The organism is Qipengyuania marisflavi (genome assembly GCF_005884405.1).
GTDB lineage: Bacteria > Pseudomonadota > Alphaproteobacteria > Sphingomonadales > Sphingomonadaceae > Qipengyuania > Qipengyuania marisflavi.
Genome location: NZ_VCAO01000001.1, coordinates 279405 through 297668 on the forward strand (window position 1 = coordinate 279405; position 18264 = coordinate 297668).

General features: G+C 62.3%; 18 protein-coding genes. 10 read left to right on the forward strand and 8 right to left on the reverse strand.

Annotated features, from left to right (window positions below):
* Positions 1–5: 5 nt before the first annotated feature.
* Entirely contained in the window at positions 6–1172 is a 1167-nt protein-coding gene (locus FEV51_RS01410; protein WP_138615446.1) for a penicillin-binding protein activator, read from the reverse strand.
* A 38-nt stretch (positions 1173–1210) separates the two neighbouring features.
* On the opposite strand from FEV51_RS01410, the gene rsmI reads away from it, so the two are divergent.
* Genes rsmI through FEV51_RS01430 form a run of 4 tightly spaced genes read left to right on the forward strand, consistent with a single transcriptional unit; the run spans position 1211 to position 4017 of the window.
* Entirely contained in the window at positions 1211–2062 is an 852-nt protein-coding gene (rsmI, locus tag FEV51_RS01415) for a 16S rRNA (cytidine(1402)-2'-O)-methyltransferase (RefSeq protein WP_246034386.1), read from the forward strand.
* Positions 2059–2409 (forward strand): YraN family protein, encoded by a 351-nt coding sequence (locus tag FEV51_RS01420; RefSeq protein ID WP_138615448.1) that lies wholly within the window; start codon positions 2059–2061, stop codon positions 2407–2409. The genes rsmI and FEV51_RS01420 overlap by 4 nt, the downstream gene beginning before the upstream one ends.
* Positions 2410–2419: 10 nt before the next feature.
* Positions 2420–3388 carry a glutathione synthase gene (gene gshB / locus FEV51_RS01425; RefSeq protein ID WP_138615449.1) on the forward strand — a complete coding sequence of 323 codons (969 nt, stop codon included), beginning with the start codon at positions 2420–2422 and terminating at the stop codon, positions 3386–3388.
* Between the two features lie 23 nt (positions 3389–3411).
* Positions 3412–4017, forward strand: coding sequence for a DedA family protein (locus FEV51_RS01430; protein ID WP_138615450.1), 606 nt, complete (start codon positions 3412–3414; stop codon positions 4015–4017).
* Here the strand turns inward: FEV51_RS01430 and FEV51_RS01435 are convergent.
* A complete protein-coding gene (locus FEV51_RS01435; RefSeq protein WP_246034387.1) occupies positions 4014–4910 on the reverse strand; it encodes a tyrosine recombinase XerC in 897 nt (298 codons plus the stop codon). The genes FEV51_RS01430 and FEV51_RS01435 overlap by 4 nt on opposite strands.
* Positions 4907–6058 carry a radical SAM family heme chaperone HemW gene (hemW, locus tag FEV51_RS01440; RefSeq protein ID WP_138615452.1) on the reverse strand — a complete coding sequence of 384 codons (1152 nt, stop codon included), beginning with the start codon at positions 6056–6058 and terminating at the stop codon, positions 4907–4909. The genes FEV51_RS01435 and hemW overlap by 4 nt, the downstream gene beginning before the upstream one ends.
* A 46-nt stretch (positions 6059–6104) precedes the next feature.
* On the opposite strand from hemW, the gene FEV51_RS01445 reads away from it, so the two are divergent.
* Entirely contained in the window at positions 6105–6641 is a 537-nt protein-coding gene (locus FEV51_RS01445; RefSeq protein ID WP_138615453.1) for a CAP domain-containing protein, read from the forward strand.
* A 7-nt stretch (positions 6642–6648) separates the two neighbouring features.
* On the opposite strand, the gene rdgB is transcribed toward FEV51_RS01445, so the two are convergent.
* Both rdgB and rph read right to left on the reverse strand, forming a co-directional pair.
* The gene (gene rdgB / locus FEV51_RS01450) at positions 6649–7275 is read right to left on the reverse strand and encodes an RdgB/HAM1 family non-canonical purine NTP pyrophosphatase (RefSeq protein WP_138615454.1); all 627 of its coding nucleotides are present in this window, start codon (positions 7273–7275) and stop codon (positions 6649–6651) included.
* Complete coding sequence (gene rph / locus FEV51_RS01455) at positions 7272–7988, reverse strand: ribonuclease PH (protein WP_138615455.1); 717 nt, start codon at positions 7986–7988, stop codon at positions 7272–7274. Before rph ends, rdgB begins: the two co-directional genes overlap by 4 nt.
* Positions 7989–8072: 84 nt before the next feature.
* Between rph and hrcA the strand changes: the two genes are divergently transcribed.
* The 3 genes from hrcA to FEV51_RS01470 are packed head-to-tail and all read left to right on the forward strand — an operon-like array spanning position 8073 to position 11509.
* Positions 8073–9116: a heat-inducible transcriptional repressor HrcA gene (gene hrcA / locus FEV51_RS01460; protein WP_138615456.1), complete on the forward strand. Its 1044-nt coding sequence runs from the start codon at positions 8073–8075 to the stop codon at positions 9114–9116.
* 24 nt (positions 9117–9140) lie between these two features.
* Positions 9141–9740 carry a nucleotide exchange factor GrpE gene (gene grpE, locus FEV51_RS01465; protein WP_171033036.1) on the forward strand — a complete coding sequence of 200 codons (600 nt, stop codon included), beginning with the start codon at positions 9141–9143 and terminating at the stop codon, positions 9738–9740.
* A 20-nt stretch (positions 9741–9760) separates the two neighbouring features.
* A complete protein-coding gene (locus tag FEV51_RS01470; protein ID WP_138615457.1) occupies positions 9761–11509 on the forward strand; it encodes a DUF885 domain-containing protein in 1749 nt (582 codons plus the stop codon).
* 91 nt (positions 11510–11600) lie between these two features.
* On the opposite strand, the gene FEV51_RS01475 is transcribed toward FEV51_RS01470, so the two are convergent.
* Complete coding sequence (locus FEV51_RS01475) at positions 11601–12059, reverse strand: vgr related protein (RefSeq protein WP_246034388.1); 459 nt, start codon at positions 12057–12059, stop codon at positions 11601–11603.
* Between the two features lie 74 nt (positions 12060–12133).
* On the reverse strand, positions 12134–12619 hold the full coding sequence (locus tag FEV51_RS01480; protein ID WP_138615459.1) for a copper chaperone PCu(A)C: 486 nt from the start codon (positions 12617–12619) through the stop codon (positions 12134–12136).
* A gap of 192 nt (positions 12620–12811) precedes the next feature.
* Between FEV51_RS01480 and dnaK the strand changes: the two genes are divergently transcribed.
* The gene (gene dnaK / locus FEV51_RS01485) at positions 12812–14755 is read left to right on the forward strand and encodes a molecular chaperone DnaK (protein WP_138615460.1); all 1944 of its coding nucleotides are present in this window, start codon (positions 12812–12814) and stop codon (positions 14753–14755) included.
* 67 nt (positions 14756–14822) lie between these two features.
* Complete coding sequence (gene dnaJ, locus FEV51_RS01490; RefSeq protein WP_138615461.1) at positions 14823–15956, forward strand: molecular chaperone DnaJ; 1134 nt, start codon at positions 14823–14825, stop codon at positions 15954–15956.
* On the opposite strand, the gene FEV51_RS01495 is transcribed toward dnaJ, so the two are convergent.
* Positions 15948–18263, reverse strand: coding sequence for a patatin-like protein (locus tag FEV51_RS01495; RefSeq protein WP_138616307.1), 2316 nt, complete (start codon positions 18261–18263; stop codon positions 15948–15950). The genes dnaJ and FEV51_RS01495 overlap by 9 nt on opposite strands.
* Between the last annotated feature and the right edge of the window lies 1 nt (position 18264).

Consider the following 18264-nt stretch of genomic DNA (forward strand, 5'->3'; position numbering starts at 1 on the left):
CGTTATCAGAACCGTGTCGGGGCGCCGTCGATCACCACCACTTCTCCGCTGCGCACTTCGCGCACTTCCATAGCTCGCTGCACCACACCATTGTTCTGGAAGCGAAATGCGCCATCAAGGCCGAGGAAGCCGTCATCGCTGCGCAATGCGTCAATCGGGAAAGTCCGCCCAGGTTTCCAGTCGCGGGCAATCCGCAATGATAGCAGCACCGCGTCATAGCCGAGCGTGGCGATCCGGTATGGCTGGCTGCCGAATCTTGCCTCGTAGCTGTCAATGAAGCGCTTGAACCTGCCGTCGGACACCGCACTGAACATCGCCCCGTTCAGCGCCGGAGCCCGCGTGATCGCGCTTTCGCCGCTCCACAATTCGGTGCCCATCAGGCGCGTACTCGACCCGGAGCCTTCTCGTAGCGGCCCGGCAGCCATTGTCGCCAGCCGCGCGTTTTCCGCGATCAGCACGCTGTCATAGCCGCCTTGCGACTTCAGCCGCCGCGCGGCGCTGACGATGGAGGTGTTGCCGCGGTCATAGCGTTCGACCCAGCTCACGCGGCCGCCATAGGCCGCCACAGCGGCCCGCATCGCATCTTCGGCGCGCTGCCCATACTCGCCATCGGGCGACAGGATTGCAAAATCGCGGGCACCGCGTCCGCGGGCATATTGCACAGTGCGCATGATCGATTGTTCGGGGATATGTCCCATCACGAACACATTGGGGCCGGCGATGCTGGTGTCATTCGAGAACGAGATTATCGGCACATTGGCGGGCCCAGCCTCGGCCTGCACCGAAACCACATTGCTGCCCAGCAGCGGGCCAAGGATCAGCTTGTTGCCTTCTGCCAGCGCCTTGCGCGCAGCTTCCTGCGGTCCGCGTGCGGTATCATAAGTGGTGATGCGCAGATTGGTGGCATTGGTGTCCATCAGAGCCATCGTGGTGGCATTGGCAATCGCCTGACCCACGGCCCCGTTCTGGCCGCTCATCGGCACCAGCAGCGCGACCCGGTGGCGTGTCTCATCCGTGGGCAGCTCCGTAGCGGAGGGTTCCGTGGCAACGGTAGGTGCCGGATCAACCGGCCGAGTGCTGGTCGGACCCTTGGGGATTATCGAACAGCCGGCGAGCAGACCCGCCAAAGCTGCTGTTGCCATTGTCCGCCGGGTGATCATCAAGCGCTTCATCCTTGCCGCGTCCCTCTTTGATAGTTCATGGGTGCCCAGTGACCGAAACCACCGCTCTTTCCCAAGGCCTTACACCCGGGCTTTATATCGTCGCCACCCCAATCGGCAATCTTGGAGATATCACGCTGCGGGCCGTGGACATATTGTCACGCTGTGATGGGGTCGCTTGCGAGGATACGCGCGTGACCGGCAAGCTGTTGAAACATCTTGGCATCTCCAAGCCCATGTGGCGCTATGATGATCACAGCGAGGAACGCGACCGCGCAAGGCTGGTCGAATCAATGCGGACGCGCGCAGTGGCGCTGGTCAGCGATGCGGGCACGCCGCTGGTTTCCGATCCCGGTTATCGCCTGGTAAATGACGCGCGCAGTGAAGGGATTTCAATAACATCGGTGCCGGGGGCCTGTGCCTTTGTGACCGGACTGACGCTGTCCGGCCTGCCAAATGACCGTTTCATGTTTGCCGGTTTTCTGCCGCAAAAGGACAAGGCGCGGCGCGATATGCTGGAGGAGCTGGCGGGGATCGACGCGACTCTGGTTTTTTATGAAACCGGCCCGCGACTGGTCAAATCGCTGATCGCTATCGATGACGTCCTGCCCAATCGCGAAGTCGCCGTCGCGCGCGAGCTGACCAAATTGCATGAGGAATGCCGCCGCGCGCTGCCGTCCGGCCTGATCGCCTGGTACGAGAGCCGCCCGCCCAAGGGCGAGATTGTCCTGCTGGTCGGCCCGCCGCCAGAAGAAGCGCCGCGCGAAGGTGATGCCGAGGACATGCTTGTGCGCGCCCTGACAACCATGAAAACATCGCAGGCCGCGTCCGAAGTGGCGCGGATCACGGGGGTGGAACGCAAAAAGCTTTATGCCCGGGCGCTGGAGCTGAAACGCGAATGAAGCGGCAACTTGCCGAACAAGGTGGCCGCGATGGCGAAGCGCGCGCCGCTTTCTGGCTGAGAGCCAAGGGCTGGGCCATTCTCGACAAGCGTGTGAAGACCCCGGCAGGCGAGATCGATCTGGTGGCAAAGCGCGGCGGGTTGATCGCTTTTATCGAGGTGAAATGGCGGCGCAAGGCGGCCGACCTAGATCATGCCATTGACGAATACCGGCTGTCGCGCGTCGCGGCGGCGGTGGAGGCGGTGGCGCATCGCTATGCCGAAAATGGCGAAGACATCAGGATCGACGTGATCCTGCTTGCACCCGGCAGCTTCCCCCGCCACATCGCCAACGCCTGGCAACCTTGAGGAGCCCGTCATGAGTTTGCGTGTCGCCGTCCAGATGGACCCGCTGGAAAGCATCAATATCGCCGGAGACAGCAGCTTTGCGCTGATGCTGGCCGCGCAGGCTCGCGGGCATTCGGTGTGGCATTACGATGTCAAAACGCTGGCTTGGGAGGGTGATGGCTCGGCATCCGGTAAAATCACTGCGCACGCTGCGCCGGTTACAGTGCAGCGGGTTGCGGGCGGCCATTTCACAGCGGGAGAGCGGCGCAGGGTCGATCTGGCGGCGGACATCGACGTGATCCTGATGCGTCAGGATCCGCCGTTCGACCTTGGTTATATCAGCGCGGCGCTGCTGCTCGACCGGCTGAAGGGCACCACGCTGGTCAGCAATGACCCGCGCGAAGTCGTCAATGCCCCCGAAAAGATGTTCGTGCTGGATTACGCGCGGTTCATGCCGCCCACGCTGATTGCGCGAAGTCTTGATGATTTACGCGCGTTTCAGGGCAAGCATGGCGCGGTGGTGGTCAAGCCGCTGCATGGCAATGGCGGCAAGGCGATTTTCAAGATCGATGCCGATGGGACCAATCTTTCGGCGCTGTCCGAGGTGTTCGACCAGACCTGGCCCGAACCGCATATGGTCCAGCCATTCCTTCCCGAAGTGTCCGAAGGCGACAAACGCATCGTGCTGATCGATGGCAAATTTGCTGGAGCAATCAATCGCTTCCCTGGCAAGGGTGAGTTTCGTTCTAACCTGGCGCAAGGCGGCCATGCGGAAGCTGCCACGCTGACCCCGCGCGAAGAGGAAATCTGCGCGGCGATGGGGCCGGAACTGGCGCGGCGCGGGCTGGTGTTTGTGGGTATCGACGTGATCGGCGGCAAATGGCTGACCGAAATCAACGTCACCAGTCCGACCGGCATTGTCGCCATCGATAAGTTCAACGGCACGGACACGGCGGCGCTGATCTGGGATGCGCTGGAGCGGCGACACGCGAACCAATAGCCGCGCCGCCCGTTGCACCGACCATGCATGATTTCATCATCGCTGCGATCGAGCAGGGCGGCTATTCCGGCATATTCCTGCTGATGGTGCTGGAAAATGTCGTCCCGCCGATCCCGTCCGAAGTCATCATGGGGCTGGGCGGGGTGGCTGTGGCGCGCGGAACTATGGAGTTTTGGCCGCTGATGGCCGCAGGCACGCTGGGTTCGACTGCCGGAAACTATGCATGGTATTGGCTGGGCGAACATTGGGGCAAGCGGCGGCTTGAGCCTTTTGTCGACCGCTGGGGACTCTGGCTGACGGTGGAGTGGCAGGATGTCGAGCGTGCGCAGCGGTTCTTTCGCAGGCATGGCCCGTGGGTTGTGCTGGTGTTCCGCTTCCTGCCGTTCTTCCGCACTATGATCTCGCTGCCCGCCGGACTGGCGCATATGGGGAGGGTGCGGTTCCTGCTGTTCACAGCGGCGGGGGTGACCGTCTGGAATTTCCTGCTGATCGAGGGCGGTCGGCGGCTCGCGGTATGGCTGGACACCTCGCAGGATGTGCTGGGGTGGATCATTATCGGAATGCTGCTGGTGGGTCTGGCTGGCTATCTGTGGCGCGTTGTAACGTGGAAGCCGCGCGCGCTGCATTAATCCCGCTCTCGCGGATGGGCGTTGCGATAGGTGTCGAGCAGACTGGCTGCATCGACCTTGGTATAGATCTGCGTCGAACCAAGGCTGGCATGGCCCAGCAATTCCTGCAGGCTGCGCAAATCCGCCCCCGCTCCCAGCAAATGCGTGGCGAAGGAATGGCGCAGCGCATGCGGCGTGGCCGTATCGGGCAGACCCATGACGCGGCGTGCCCGAGCGGTGGCTTTCTGGACCATGCCTTGGGACAGCGGCCCGCCTTTTGCGCCGCGAAACATCGGTTCGTCGCGCTCGATTGGCCAGGGGCACAGCCGCTCATATTCCGCCACCGCTTCCTGCACGATGGGCAATACCGGCACGACGCGTTGCTTGCCCCCTTTGCCCGTCACCGTCAGCCGTTCCCCCAGCGGCAGATCATTCCCGACCAGCGACAGCGCCTCGGCGATCCGCAGCCCGGCGCCATAGAGCAGCAATAAGACCGCCCGGTCGCGCGCGCCAATCCAGTCGTCAGCCGCCAGCTCGCCCACAGTGTCAGCCAGTCCCAGCGCATCATCTGGGGTGACGGGGCGGGGCAGTCCTTTCTTCAGACGCGGCCCGCGCAGGCGCGGCGGGTCGGTGCGGTCGTCACCCACTTGTGCACGGGCGAAGGCAATGAAGCCCTTCAGCGCCGAAAGCTCGCGCGCGGTGGAGGCATTGGACAAGCCATCACCGCGCCGCGCCGCAATGTGACTGCGCAAGGCCGGGCTATCGAGTGCGGCAATTGCCTCCCAATTCTCGGCATTCAATCGCACCAGCAGGCGCTGCGCCGCGCGCGTATAGGCGCGTACCGTGTGCGGGGAGCGGCGGCGCGCCTGCGCGAGATGAGCGTGCCACGCCGCAAGCAGCTGCGCGGCGCTCACCCGGCGACCAGATCGGCAGGCACCAGATCGCCCAGCAAAGCGTCCAGCAAGGGCATTCCCGCAGGCGTGACGCCAACGCGCTGGCCTTGACGCCATGCCAGGCCCAGCCGCTGGTGAAGCGCCAGCTTATCCGCGTCGATCAGGCTTTCTGCCGTGACGCCAAACCGTGACGCCAATGCTGCCAGATCAACCCCTTCACCCAGCCGCAATCCCATCAGCAACGCTTCGGACAATTGCTCCGATACGCCCAGCGTCCGCTCTTCGGCGATACCGTGACGTCGTTCATGCACGGCCTTCAGATAATTCTCTGGCTTGCGGTGACGCACTGTCGCCGCTCCGCCCCGCCGCCCATGCGCGCCCGGACCGATCCCGGCGTAATCGGCATAACGCCAATAGGTGAGGTTGTGGCGGCTCTCCTCGCCCGGACGTGCATGATTGCTGATCTCGTAAGCAGGCAGTCCTGCCGCCTCGGTCATTTCGCGGGTGAGGGCAAAGAGATCGGCGGCGCTGTCATCGTCAAGCGGATCAAGCGCGCCCGTGCGGACATCTGTGGCAAAGCGCGTGCCGGGTTCGATGGTCAGCTGGTACAGCGAGATATGCCCGGTGCCCAGCGCCAGCGCTTCGGTCAGTTCCTCGCGCCATGTTTCCAGCGTCTGGCCGGGCCGGGCGTATATGAAGTCTACCGAAACGCGGCAAAAATGCGCCTGTGCAGTCTCCAGCGCCATTCGCGCCTCGTCAGCGCCGTGCAGTCTGCCCAGAAAACGCAACGCCTCATCGCGCAGGCTTTGCACGCCCAGTGACACGCGATTGACCCCGGCATCGGCCAGGGCAGCAAATTTTGCGGCTTCAACGGAAGACGGATTGGCCTCCAGCGTAATCTCGATTCCGTCGGAAAACCCCCACAACCGCTCCGCTTCATCCAGCAGCGCCGCAACCAGCGCGGGCGGCATAAGTGACGGAGTTCCCCCACCAAAAAACACACTGTCCAGCGGTTCGCCGCCTGCAACGCTGGCTTCGTGACGCATATCGGCGAGCAGTGCAGCCTGCCATGCGGCGGCATCCGTATTGGCCCGGACGTGACTGTTGAAGTCACAGTAGGGGCACTTCGCCAAACAGAATGGCCAGTGAATGTAGAGTGCTTTTGACAACGGAGCCTTCAGCCAATCTTAACCAATTGCGGGGAATTATGAGCGCATGGATGGGTCGGGAAAATTCGCACTGCTGTGCGGCGCAACAACGATGCTATTTGCCACGGGCGGTGCCATTGCGGCAAGCTCGTCGTCAAATGACAATCACGCTGTGGCGTCGCGCGTTTTGGCGGTTCACAATTCCGAACGCGACCAACTAAGGCTCCCACGCCTGAAATGGAACCGCAACCTTGAACGGGAAGCGGCGAATTGGGCGCGCAATCTGTCGCGCCGCGGCGTTTTGCAGCACGCGGACAATGCCACGCGCAATGGCACGGGCGAGAATTTGTGGATGGGCACCGCCGGACATTGGCCGGTGGAAAACATGGTCGGGATGTTCATCGAAGAGAAGAAGCATTACCGCCACGCGAGCTTCCCCAATATCTCGCGCACGGGCAATTGGGCCGATGTCGGCCATTATACCCAGATCGTCTGGCGCGATACGCAAGAGGTCGGCTGCGCCGTGGTCAGCGCGCGTGGCAATGATGTGCTGGTGTGCCGGTACTGGCCCGCTGGCAATGTCTGGGGCCAGAGGGCCTACTAACACACGTTCAGCCGAATTGTTCTGCGACCAGCTTGGCAAAGGCATCGGCGCGGTGGCTGATGCGGTGCTTTTCGTCCGGGTCGAGTTCGGCAAAAGTCTGATCGCGGCCCGTCGGCACAAACACCGGATCATAGCCAAATCCCAGCGTCCCGCGCGGCGGCCAGCTTATGGTGCCGGACGCACTGCCTTCATAGATCGCGTATTCGCCGTCTGGCCACGCCAGCGCCAGCACGCAATGGAAGGCGCACGCCCGGTCGGTGTCGGGGCCGCGCTGTTGCAGCATCCCTTCGACCTTGCCCATCGCCATGTACCAGTCACGCCCCGGATTGCCTTCGAACCACTGCCGTTCGGCCCAATCGGCGGTGTAGACGCCCGGCCGCCCGTCCAGCGCGGCAACTGACAGCCCGCTGTCATCGGCCAGTGCGGCAAGACCCGACCCCTCCGCCGCAGCCCGCGCCTTGATCAGCGCATTCTGGACGAAAGTGCTGCCCGTCTCGGCCGGTTCCGGCAGCCCCAGCGAACCGGCTGACAGGCATTTGAGGCCATGAGGTTCGAGCAGCGCCGAAATCTCTTTCAGCTTGCCCGCATTGTGCGTGGCAATCACCAGGGAGCCGGAGCCGAGACGGCGCGTCATTTGCGGGTGGCCTCCTCCTGAGCCTTGAATATCTGCGCGCAGCCGATCTGGGCGAGGCGAAGGAGGCGCAGGAAGCCTTCCTCGTCATAGGGCGCGCCTTCGGCAGTAGCTTGTGCCTCGGCGATCGTGCCGCCTTCGATCAGCACGAAATTGGCGTCGGCATCGGCATTGCTGTCCTCGGGATAATCGAGGTCGAGCACCGGGGTGCCCTTGTAAATGCCGCAGGATATCGCTGCGATCTTCTCTTTGATCGGATCCTGCGTAATCGCGCCGGACTTCATCAATCCGTCCACCGCCAGTCGCATTGCGACCCATGCGCCAGAAATTGACGCGGTGCGAGTGCCGCCATCGGCCTGCAACACATCGCAATCCAGCGTGATCTGGTGCTCGCCCAGCTTCTTCATATCTACCACGGCGCGCAAACTACGACCAATAAGGCGCTGAATTTCCTGCGTGCGCCCGCTCTGCTTGCCCTTGGCCGCTTCACGCTGGCTGCGCGTATGGGTGGCGCGGGGGAGCATGGAATATTCGCCAGTGACCCAGCCTTCACCCTTGCCGCGCATCCACGGTGGCAGGCGGTCTTCAACGCTGGCGGTGCACAGCACCTTGGTCTCGCCAAAGCTGATCAGGCACGAGCCTTCTGCGTGTTTTGTGTAACCGGTTTCGATAGTGATGGCGCGCATTTCGTCGGGCGCACGTCCTGAAGGTCGCATTATAATCTCCAATGCAGTCGAATCTCGCGGCGGCGTTTGGCGCATGGGGCTTGAGGCTGCAAGGGCATCGGGTAGATAGCAGCGATGACATCACCTCCACTCACCGATCTTTCCGACCGCGCGCGTGATATTTTCCGCCTGGTTGTGGAAGGTTATCTGTCGAGCGGGACGCCGATGGGCTCAAAGGCGCTGGCGGGCGAGGGCGGGGTGAATTTGTCACCGGCCTCGATCCGGTCGGTGCTGGCGGAGCTGGAACAGATGGGCCTGCTGGCCGCGCCGCACACCAGTGCCGGGCGAATTCCAACCGAAAGCGGGCTGCGCCTGTTTGTGGATGCCATGATGCAGGTGGCCGAACCGACGCGGGAGGAACGTGAGGCGATTGAACAGCGGATTGGCGAACCCGGTCCGATCGAGCGGGCGCTGGAACAGACCAGCGCGCTGCTGTCCGATCTTTCGGGCGCGGCGGGCATGGTGATGGTGCCGAGCCGTGAACCCCGTCTGGCCCAGGTTCAGCTGACCCGCCTTTCACCGGGACGCGTGCTGGCGGTACTGGTGGGCGAGGACGGCCTGATCGAAAACCGCGTGATTGAACTGGCGTCAACGGCGCTGGATGCCTCGCTTGAGCAGGTGTGCAATTATCTGTCCGCACGTGTGGCCGGGCGCACACTGGCCGAGGCGTCACGCCTGATCGAAAGCGAAATTTCTGGCGGCAAGAGCGCGCTGGATGCGGCGAGCCGCAATCTGGTTGAGCGCGGCCTCGCGATCTGGAGCGAAGATGCGGCGCAGCGGCCGGTGCTGATCGTGCGCGGACAGGCCAATCTGCTTGACGATGCGGCGTTGACCGATATCGACCGGGTGCGGTCGCTGCTCGACGATCTGGAAAGCAAGCAATCCGTCGCCGAGCTGCTGAATAATGCGCGCGAGGCCGAGGCAATGCGGATTTTCATTGGCAGTGAGAACCGCCTGTTCGCGCTTTCGGGTTCTTCTGTCATCGCTTCCCCCTATCGCGACCGTGAAGGAAATGTGGTCGGCGTGCTGGGGGTGATCGGGCCAACTCGGTTGAATTACGCCCGCGTCGTCCCCATGGTGGATTTCACCGCCCGATCCTTGGGCAAGAGAATAGGCTGACAGGGTTTTACCGTGATCGACGATATGAAAGATGCGCCCGGCGAAGACCAGGCTGCGGCAGACGAACTCGCCAAGGAAATGGCGAAGGAACTGGACGGCGTTCCGGAAGAGTTTCGCGAAGATGGCTCCAACGATGATGACGCCGAGGATGATGGCGACATGACCGAGGCGCTGGCCCGGATGCGTGACGATATCGACACGGCAAAGCAGGAAGTCCTCTATGCCCGCGCCGAGACTCAGAACGTGCGCCGCCGCATGGAAAAAGAGGTGCAGGACGCGCGCAATTACGCCGCCACCGGCTTTGCCCGCGACGTGTTGAGCGTGGCAGACAATCTGGCGCGCGCGCTGGATACCTTCCCGGTTGAACTGCGCGAAGACGAAAAGGTCAAAGGATTCGTCGCCGGAATCGAAGCGACCCAGCGCGAGCTGGAAAAAGTCTTCACCCAGAACGGCATCACCCGCATCGCGGCGATGGGAATGCCATTGGACCCGAACCAGCATCAGGCGATGATGGAAGTGCCCAGCGCCGATCACGAGCCGGGCACGATCGTGCAGGAAATGCAGGCCGGTTACATGATCAAGGATCGCCTGCTGCGCCCCGCAATGGTCGCCGTAGCCAAGTAATTTACCGGAAGGATGAGGCCATGAGGATCGCGTTTATCACAGCGGCGGTCCTTATGGCCGCATGCGCGACGCCGCTTGTTGCTCAGGAGAGCGCCGACAGCCAGCTCGCCGCGCTGACTGACGCCTGGTACGATTACCAGCTGGCGGAATACCGTCAGGTCGAACAGGCGGATGGCAGCACTGATAGCGGCGCTTCACTGTGGTCGGTGACACCAGAGGCGCAACTGGCGCGGGCAGCGCAGGCGCAAAGCTATCTCGATCAATTGGCCGCGCTTGATCCGCAGGCGCTCTCGCCCGCAACCCGCACCGATGCCGCCGTGTTTCGCACTCTGCTGGAACACGAGATCGGTGACGCGCGGTTTCGCGAATGGGAAATGCCGTTTGACAGCGACAGCAGTTTCTGGACCTATCTGGCGGCGCGGCGCGGTTTGACGACGGTGGAAGAATATGAGGATTACCTCGGGCGGATGCGCGATATTCCGCGCTATTTCGCGGAGCAGACCGCCAATGCCCGCGCCGGGCTGGCCCGCGGCTTCAGCGTCCCGCGCGTAACGCTGGAGGGGCGCGATGCTTCGATAGCCGCCTATGTCGTCAAGGATGCCAAGCTTAGCCCGTTCTGGACCGCGTTCGAGCAGATGCCTGAGCGGATATCCGAGGCGGATGCCGCGCGCCTGAAAGCCGAAGCGCGGCAAGTGATCACGCAGACGGTCACGCCAGCCTACGCCGAATGGCTCGCATTTTTCCGCGATGAGTATCTTCCCCAGACCCGGCAGACTCTGGCTGCCTCGACCATGCCTGATGGCGCGGAATATTACCGCCAGCAGATCCGCCAATACACAACGCTCGACCTGACGGCGGAGGAAATTCACCGCATCGGGCTGGGCGAAGTGGCGCGCATCACAGCGGAAATGGAAACGGTGAGAGCCGAGGCTGCCTTTGCCGGATCGTTGAAGGAATTTGTCCGCTTCCTGCGCACCGACCCGCAGTTTGTCGCGCGCACGCCTGACGAGCTGATGGGTGTGTCGGCCTATGCCGCCAAGCGCGTTGATGGCGAGTTGGCGGATTATTTCGGCTTCCTGCCCAAGCACCGCTTCACCATTCGCCCGGTGCCAGATGCCATCGCGCCGTTTTACACTGCCGGGCGCGGCGGGCTGGATGCGTGTTCCATGAATACCCACGATCTCCCCTCGCGCCCGTTGTACAATATCCCCGCGCTGACGCTGCATGAATGCGTGCCGGGGCACAGCTTTCAGGCCGGTGTCGCGCTGGAGCAGGACGAAGCGCCGCGCTTCCGCCGCCAGACCTATTTCTCCGGCTATGGCGAGGGGTGGGGGCTGTATTCCGAATATCTGGGCGAGGAGATGGGCATCTATCGCACGCCCTATGAGCGGTTCGGGCGGCTATCCTACGAGATGTGGCGCGCAGTGCGGCTGGTGATCGATACCGGCATCCACCACTATGGCTGGAGCCGCGAGAAAGCCGTCGAATACCTCGCCAGCCGGACCGCGCTGTCCGATCACGAAGTGGGGACCGAGGTTGATCGCTATATCAGCTGGCCCGGACAGGCGCTGGCCTACAAGCTGGGCGAAATGACGATCCGCCGCATCCGCGCCAAGGCCGAAGCGGCACTGGGCGAGCAGTTCGACATTCGCAAATTTCACGATGTCGTGCTGTCGCTGGGCTCGGTGCCATTGCCGGTGCTGGAACAGCGCATCGACGCGTTCATTGCTGACGGCGGGCAGGGGCTGCCGAACGTCGATTACGACTGAAATGAAAAGAGCCGCGCCTTGATGTCGGTTCATTGCCGGCGCGTACGATACGCTTAAACACCAAGCCGCATAAATAACCTATGCTTAAACGTCAGGCACTTGCACCGGGAAACCGTACCAGCAGGTCATAAGCGGCTTTGTCCGCCGCGCCCGCGATCTTCACGCCGTTGCGCAGCCAGAAGGCGTGCTTCACGATTTCCGCCTGTTGCTCGATCCCGTATTTCTCCAGGCTCCAGCCGGGGCGCAGGGCATAATCGTACCGGGACCACGGCATCCGGTGCGTGACCAGATACCATGCGCCCTTGGTCTGGGTTTGCCAGACATGTGTCAGTTCGTGGATCAGCAGACCCTGCCGCAGAACGCTTTCGCGCGAAAAGTCTTCGCAATAGGCATCGCCCTGCGGGTGGAAATGTACATGGCCGCGCGGGGCCATCGTGACCCGTTTGGGCTGAAGGGGAAACCATTTGCGCCGTTTCAAGGTCACCCGGTCATAATCGATGGCATTGCCGAACACGCTGCGGGCCAGCGCAATTTCGCCAGCAGTCAGCAACCGCTCACCGCCCGCCGGGCAGGCGGGCAGCGGTTCGTCGTGGCTTTCTATTCCAAGACTGTCAGTGCCAAGGCTCAGCGATCATCTCCGGCGGCGCGCACTTCGGCCTCGAAGCTGGTCTTGTCACCACCTGCCACGGTCAGTGTCACACTGGCCTTGCTGCCCGCTGTCAGTTCAGGTGAAATATCGAACACCATCAAATGCAGGCCGCCGGGTTCGAATGTCATCGTGTCACCCGGCTGGACCGTCTGCGGGCCGGTTTCGCCCATTGTCATCTCGCCGCTCATTTCCATCGATGCGTGCATTTCGGTGCGTTCGGCACCCATTACATCGGCCCGGCGCACAGCGCGCGCTTTCTCGCCGGAATTGACCAGGTCGAAATAAACGATGCCCGGATTGCCTTCCACCGCAGGCAGGATCAGCCGGGCGTTCTCTATCGCCAGTCCGGGAACCCCTTCAGGAGCCTCTGCCCCAGCAGGCTGTTCGGCCTCTCCACCGCAGGATGCCAGCCCCAACGAGGTGGCCGTGAGCAGGGCGGCGGCGTAAATTGGCTTGATCATTTGTAATTTCCCCTGGTGTCCATGTGTGACGTTCATGCGTGAAAAACTAGCGGGGCGTTTCTCTTGTGCCAAGGGAAACCGCACCTATATCGCCCGGGTAACACACCTTACTCAATGAGCCGCTGACCGGTTTCGCCACCTACGGGGAATCGAATGCGCGGCGTCCAATGATTTGTAACAGATGGGGAAACCATGGCTAAAGTAATCGGTATCGACCTCGGCACCACCAACAGCTGCGTCGCGGTGATGGATGGGGGCAAGCCCAAGGTAGTAGAAAATGCAGAGGGCGCACGTACCACGCCTTCGATCGTTGCCTTCACCAAGGACAATGAGCGTCTGATCGGTCAGCCGGCCAAGCGCCAGGCAGTGACCAATCCCGACAGCACGCTGTTCGCAATCAAGCGCTTGATCGGCCGCCGTTTCGATGACCCCATGACCAAGAAGGACATGGAGCTGGTCCCCTATGACATCGTCAAGGGCAAGAATGGTGACGCATGGGTCAAGGCCGGCGGCGAAGAATATTCGCCCAGCCAGGTGTCCGCTTTCATCCTTCAGAAAATGAAGGAAACCGCCGAAAGCTATCTTGGCGAAACTGTTACGCAGGCGGTCATCACCGTCCCGGCATATTTCAACGATGCCCAGCGTCAGGCCACCAAGGATGCCGGCCAGATCGCCGGACTTGAGGTGCTTCGCATCATCAACGAACCCACTGCCGCGGCGCTGGCCTATGGCATGGACAAGGAAGACGGCAAGACCATCGCGGTTTACGATCTGGGCGGCGGCACGTTCGACGTTTCGGTTCTGGAAATCGGCGACGGCGTGTTCGAAGTGAAGTCGACCAATGGCGACACCTTCCTGGGCGGCGAAGATTTTGACGGCGTGATCGTCGAATACCTTGCAGCCGAGTTCAAGAAGAAGGAAAACATGGACCTCAAGACCGACAAGCTTGCTCTGCAACGCTTGAAGGAAGCCTCCGAGAAGGCGAAGATTGAGCTGTCCAGTTCCGCGCAGACCGAAATCAACCTGCCCTTTATCACCGCACGCATGGAAGGCGGCGCCACCACGCCGCTGCATCTGGTCGAAACGCTCACGCGTTCAAAGCTGGAACAGCTGGTCGGCGATCTGATCAAGCGCACGCTTGAACCGTGCAAGAAGGCGCTGGCCGATGCCGGTATGGACAAGGGCGGCATCGACGAAGTCGTGCTGGTCGGCGGTATGACCCGCATGCCCAAGGTGCGCGAAGTGGTCGAAGAATTCTTCGGCAAGAAGCCGCACACCGGCGTGAACCCCGACGAAGTCGTGGCAATGGGCGCGGCCATTCAGGCCGGCGTGTTGCAGGGCGACGTCAAGGACGTGCTGCTGCTCGACGTAACCCCGCTGTCGCTGGGTATCGAAACGCTGGGCGGCGTGTTCACCCGCATGATCGACCGCAACACCACGATCCCGACCAAGAAGACGCAGACCTATTCGACTGCCGAAGACAATCAGGAGGCCGTGACGATCCGCGTGTTCCAGGGCGAGCGCGAGATGGCTGCCGATAACAAGATGCTGGGACAGTTCGACCTGCTTGGCATTCCCTCCGCGCCGCGGGGTGTCCCGCAGATCGAGGTCACGTTCGACATCGACGCCAATGGCATCGTGAACGTCAGTGCCAAGGACAAGGGCACCGGCAAGGAACAGCAGATCAAGATCCAGGCCAGTGGCGGCCTGAACGATTCGGATATCGACCAGATGGTCAAGGATGCCGAAAAGTTTGCCGAAGAGGACAAGGCCCGCCGCGAAACCGCCGAAGCGCGCAATCAGGCCGACAGCCTGGTTCACGCAACCGAGAAGCAGCTGGCCGAACATGGCGAGAAGATCGACGCTTCGCTCAAGTCAGAGATCGAGGAAAAGATCGCAGCGACCAAGACCGCGCTGGAAGGCGACGATGCCGCCGCCATCAGCAGCGCAGCGCAGGCGCTGACCGAATCGGCCATGAAGATGGGTCAGACCATCTACGAAGCCGAACAGGCCAATGCCGCTGCCGAAGCTCCGGCAGACGGTGCCGGGGGCGAAGGCGGCAGTGATGCTGCCGAAGAAGTGGTCGATGCGGAATTTTCCGAAGTCGACGACGCCGGCGAAGAGCCGAAGGCCTGATCGCCTGATGATAAACTCACCGCCACCGGTGCATTTGCGCTCCGGTGGCGGTTAGGATTCTACGACCATGCCCGCGACCGAAATGGATTTTTACGAGCTGCTCGGTGTCGAGCGCAGTGCCGATGGGGCGACGATCAAGTCCGCCTATCGCAAGCTTGCCATGCAGCATCACCCTGACCGCAACCCCGGTTGCACCGAGAGCGAGGGCAAGTTCAAGGCCATCAGCGGTGCCTATGAATGCCTGAAAGACCCGCAGAAACGCGCGGCCTATGATCGCTATGGCCATGCCGCCTTTGCCAATGGCGGCGCGGGTGGTGGCAGCCATCCCGGTGCCGATTTCGGCGATATCGGGGACATATTCGAAACCATTTTCGGCAGCGCCTTTGGCGGCGGCGGTGGCGGACGCCAGCAACAGCGGCGCGGTGCCGATCTGCGCTATGACATGCAGATCGATCTGGAAGACGCCTTCCACGGCAAATCGACCGAGATCGAGATCGAAGTCTCGCAAAGCTGCGACACCTGTCACGGCAGCGGCGCCACCCCCGGCACCCGCGCGCGCACCTGCAATCTGTGCGGTGGTCAGGGTAAAGTTCGCGCCAAGCAGGGCTTCTTCGTGGTCGAGCGGCCCTGTCCCAATTGCCACGGCAATGGCCAGGTTATCTCCAGCCCCTGCCGCGATTGCGGCGGCGAAGGCCGCGTTGATCAGCCGCAGACACTGGCAGTGGAAATTCCGCCTGGCGTCGATACCGGCACCCGCATCCGTCTGTCGGGCCGGGGCGAAGCCGGGCCGCGCGGCGCACCTCCGGGTGATTTGTACATTTTCGTGCATCTCAAACCGCACCAGATTTTCCAGCGCGAAGGCACTACATTGGCGACGCGCGTGCCCATCAGTTTTACCAAGGCGGCGCTGGGCGGATCGATAGAGATTCCCGGCCTCGACGGTGATGAAGTGTCGATAGAGATTCCCGCCGGCATCCAGTCGGGCAAGCAATTGCGCCAGCGCGGGGCGGGTATGCCGGTGCTGCAAGGGCGCGGGCGCGGTGATCTGGTTGTCGAGATTGCCGTGGAAACGCCGACCAAGCTGAGCAAGGAACAGCGGGCCATTCTCGAACAGTTTCGCGACACCGAAACTGGCGACGAATGTCCCGAAAGCCGCGGCTTCTTCGACAAATTAAAGGGTGCGTTCAGCGCCTCAGCCTAGGCGTTCGCCCACTTCGGAACGCAATTGCGCAATCAGCGCCGCATCGCAGCGATCCATCGCAGCCTCGGCATCCAGGATCGCCAGAAATGCCCGGCGCTTGAAGGTGCGGATAGTGTCGCGCGCGATGGCCGCATCGACGGTTGAGCAGATTAGATCGATCATCCGCTCGGCCCCGTGCAGCCGCCCCCACAGATAATCGTTCTCACGATAGGCGCGGCTGAAGAACGCGCCGAAATTGTAAAACTCAGTGCCCCGCAAGGTCGCGCGGGTGCCGCCATCACGGATACTGCGCGCGTCATCGGGACTGATCCGGTCGACCTTTACTGGGTCAAATTCGGTCAGCCCTTCGCTGCGCAGCAAGGGTAGGGTGGCCACATCATAAAAGGGATAGCCCAGATAGGTCAGCAGCATCCGGCGGCGCAGCGGCTTGGGCATTTCCTCCAGCGCCTCGGCCAGCATCGCTTCGGCCTGATCGTCCACTTCGGGCAGCAACCGCTTTGCTTCCAGCATATCCAGCATGGTACCCGGATCGCTAAGCACCTGCCCTGCAATCGGCTCGAACGCAGGGCCGAGGGCAGCCAGCCCTTCTTTCTCGAAATATAGCGCCAGGATCGCATAAATCCGGTCGCGCGCGATTTCGAGCGCATCATCGGGGATGTCGGGATCAGCCTCCCAATCCCGCGCCAACCGCCGTGCCAGCAATCGCAGGCGGCGGATGCGGAAGCCAATGTCATGCTCGCGGAAAAAGGCGATTGCTTCGGCTGATGCACCGCCAGATGGTGCCGCCAGCGTCGCCAACCCACGATTGCCCAGCTCTTCGCGCAATATTGCCTCGATCGGCACACAATCGGCAATTCCCAATCCCGGAGCCGCCGCAAATGCGAGCCGCGCAAGCCGCGAGACGATGGCGGCAAACTTCGCCTGCGCATAGGAATGGAAGGCATATCCCGCGCTTTCAGACGCGCGTTGCTGCGCCTTTTGCCGCCACGCCTTGAGCCGGGCGGGGGTAGGGCGGTCAAGAAACAGCGTCCGCCCGAACAATTTATCGACTTCGCGCTCAACCTCGGGCCGCAGCGCCGCGACGATCCGGCTCAGCCGCTCCGCCTCGCGGCTTTGCTGTTCCAGTTGTTCAAGATTGTCACGGATCGGCTGTTCGCGCGGAATGGTGGAAAGCGATCCGAATATGGCGGAGAAAAAGCCCACCTCCTGCCCGCTGCGCTCGGCAAAACTGCCAAAGCGGTCGGGCCGGGGATCGACATAGACAAAGCGCCGGTCCACTTCGCGCTGCGCCGGACGTCCCTGCAACGCCGCCATCGCTCCCGCAAACGGTTTGTTCACCAGCACCGAGCCATCGATCAGCGACACCGTATTGGTGCTGCCCCGCTTGGCGTGAACCGGCATGATCCGGTCGAGAAATGCCTCCTGCCCTGACCATTTGCGGCCTGATCCCAAGGCCAGCTGCTCGATCTCGTCGATCTTGAGCGGCGGAAACGCACCGGGGAAGCTGGCTGTCGCGCGCGCAGCAAACACCAGTTCCAGCGGGTCGGCCAGATCGTCACCGCCCTGCGCCGGAGACTTTCGCCGGAATGCGATCGGCATCCGGTGCTCGCTATCCTCAACCACCGGCGGGCTGTTGAGCCGGAGCAATTCCAGATGACCGTGAAAATCCGTAGCGGTCACAAACAGATCGAGTGGATGGCCGGGCGGCAGCAGTGGTTGCTCGATATCGGAAGCGGCCATCGCGCTGAACGCCTCTTCCAGCAATTGCGAAAAGCCGAGGCCGGAGAAGGGCGGTTCAAACCAGCGGCCACGGATCAGATGCGAAACCTTGCGGCGCACTTCGGCGCGGGTTTCCGGGGCGACAGTATCGGCAATTTCGTTACCGGGCCGGTTGAGCAGCCAATTGGCAAAGGGCTGTGCCCAGATTTTGTCGAACCGCCATGACAGCCGCGCCAGCGGATCGGTGAGCCGGTCGACATCGGCCATTTCGAGCCACAGATTGGTCAGCGGTTCCAGACTCTGACCCGAATGGATAGCCTGCGCCAGAAAGACGGCGTTGATCCCGCCCGCGCTCGCACCGCTCATGATATCGGGCAATACCCGCAGCCGCAGGCCGTGTTCCTGTTCGATATGCTCCAGCAGATCGCGATAAACGCCAGTTACATCACTGCTGGCCGCGCCTCCCGCGTGGAAATCGCGGCTCGCCCGCGCCAGCTGCCACAGCTCACGCGTGACGCCGTGCATATAGACCGCCAGACTGACCCCGCCGTAGCAGATCAGCGCAATTCGCAATTCCTTTTGCCGCATC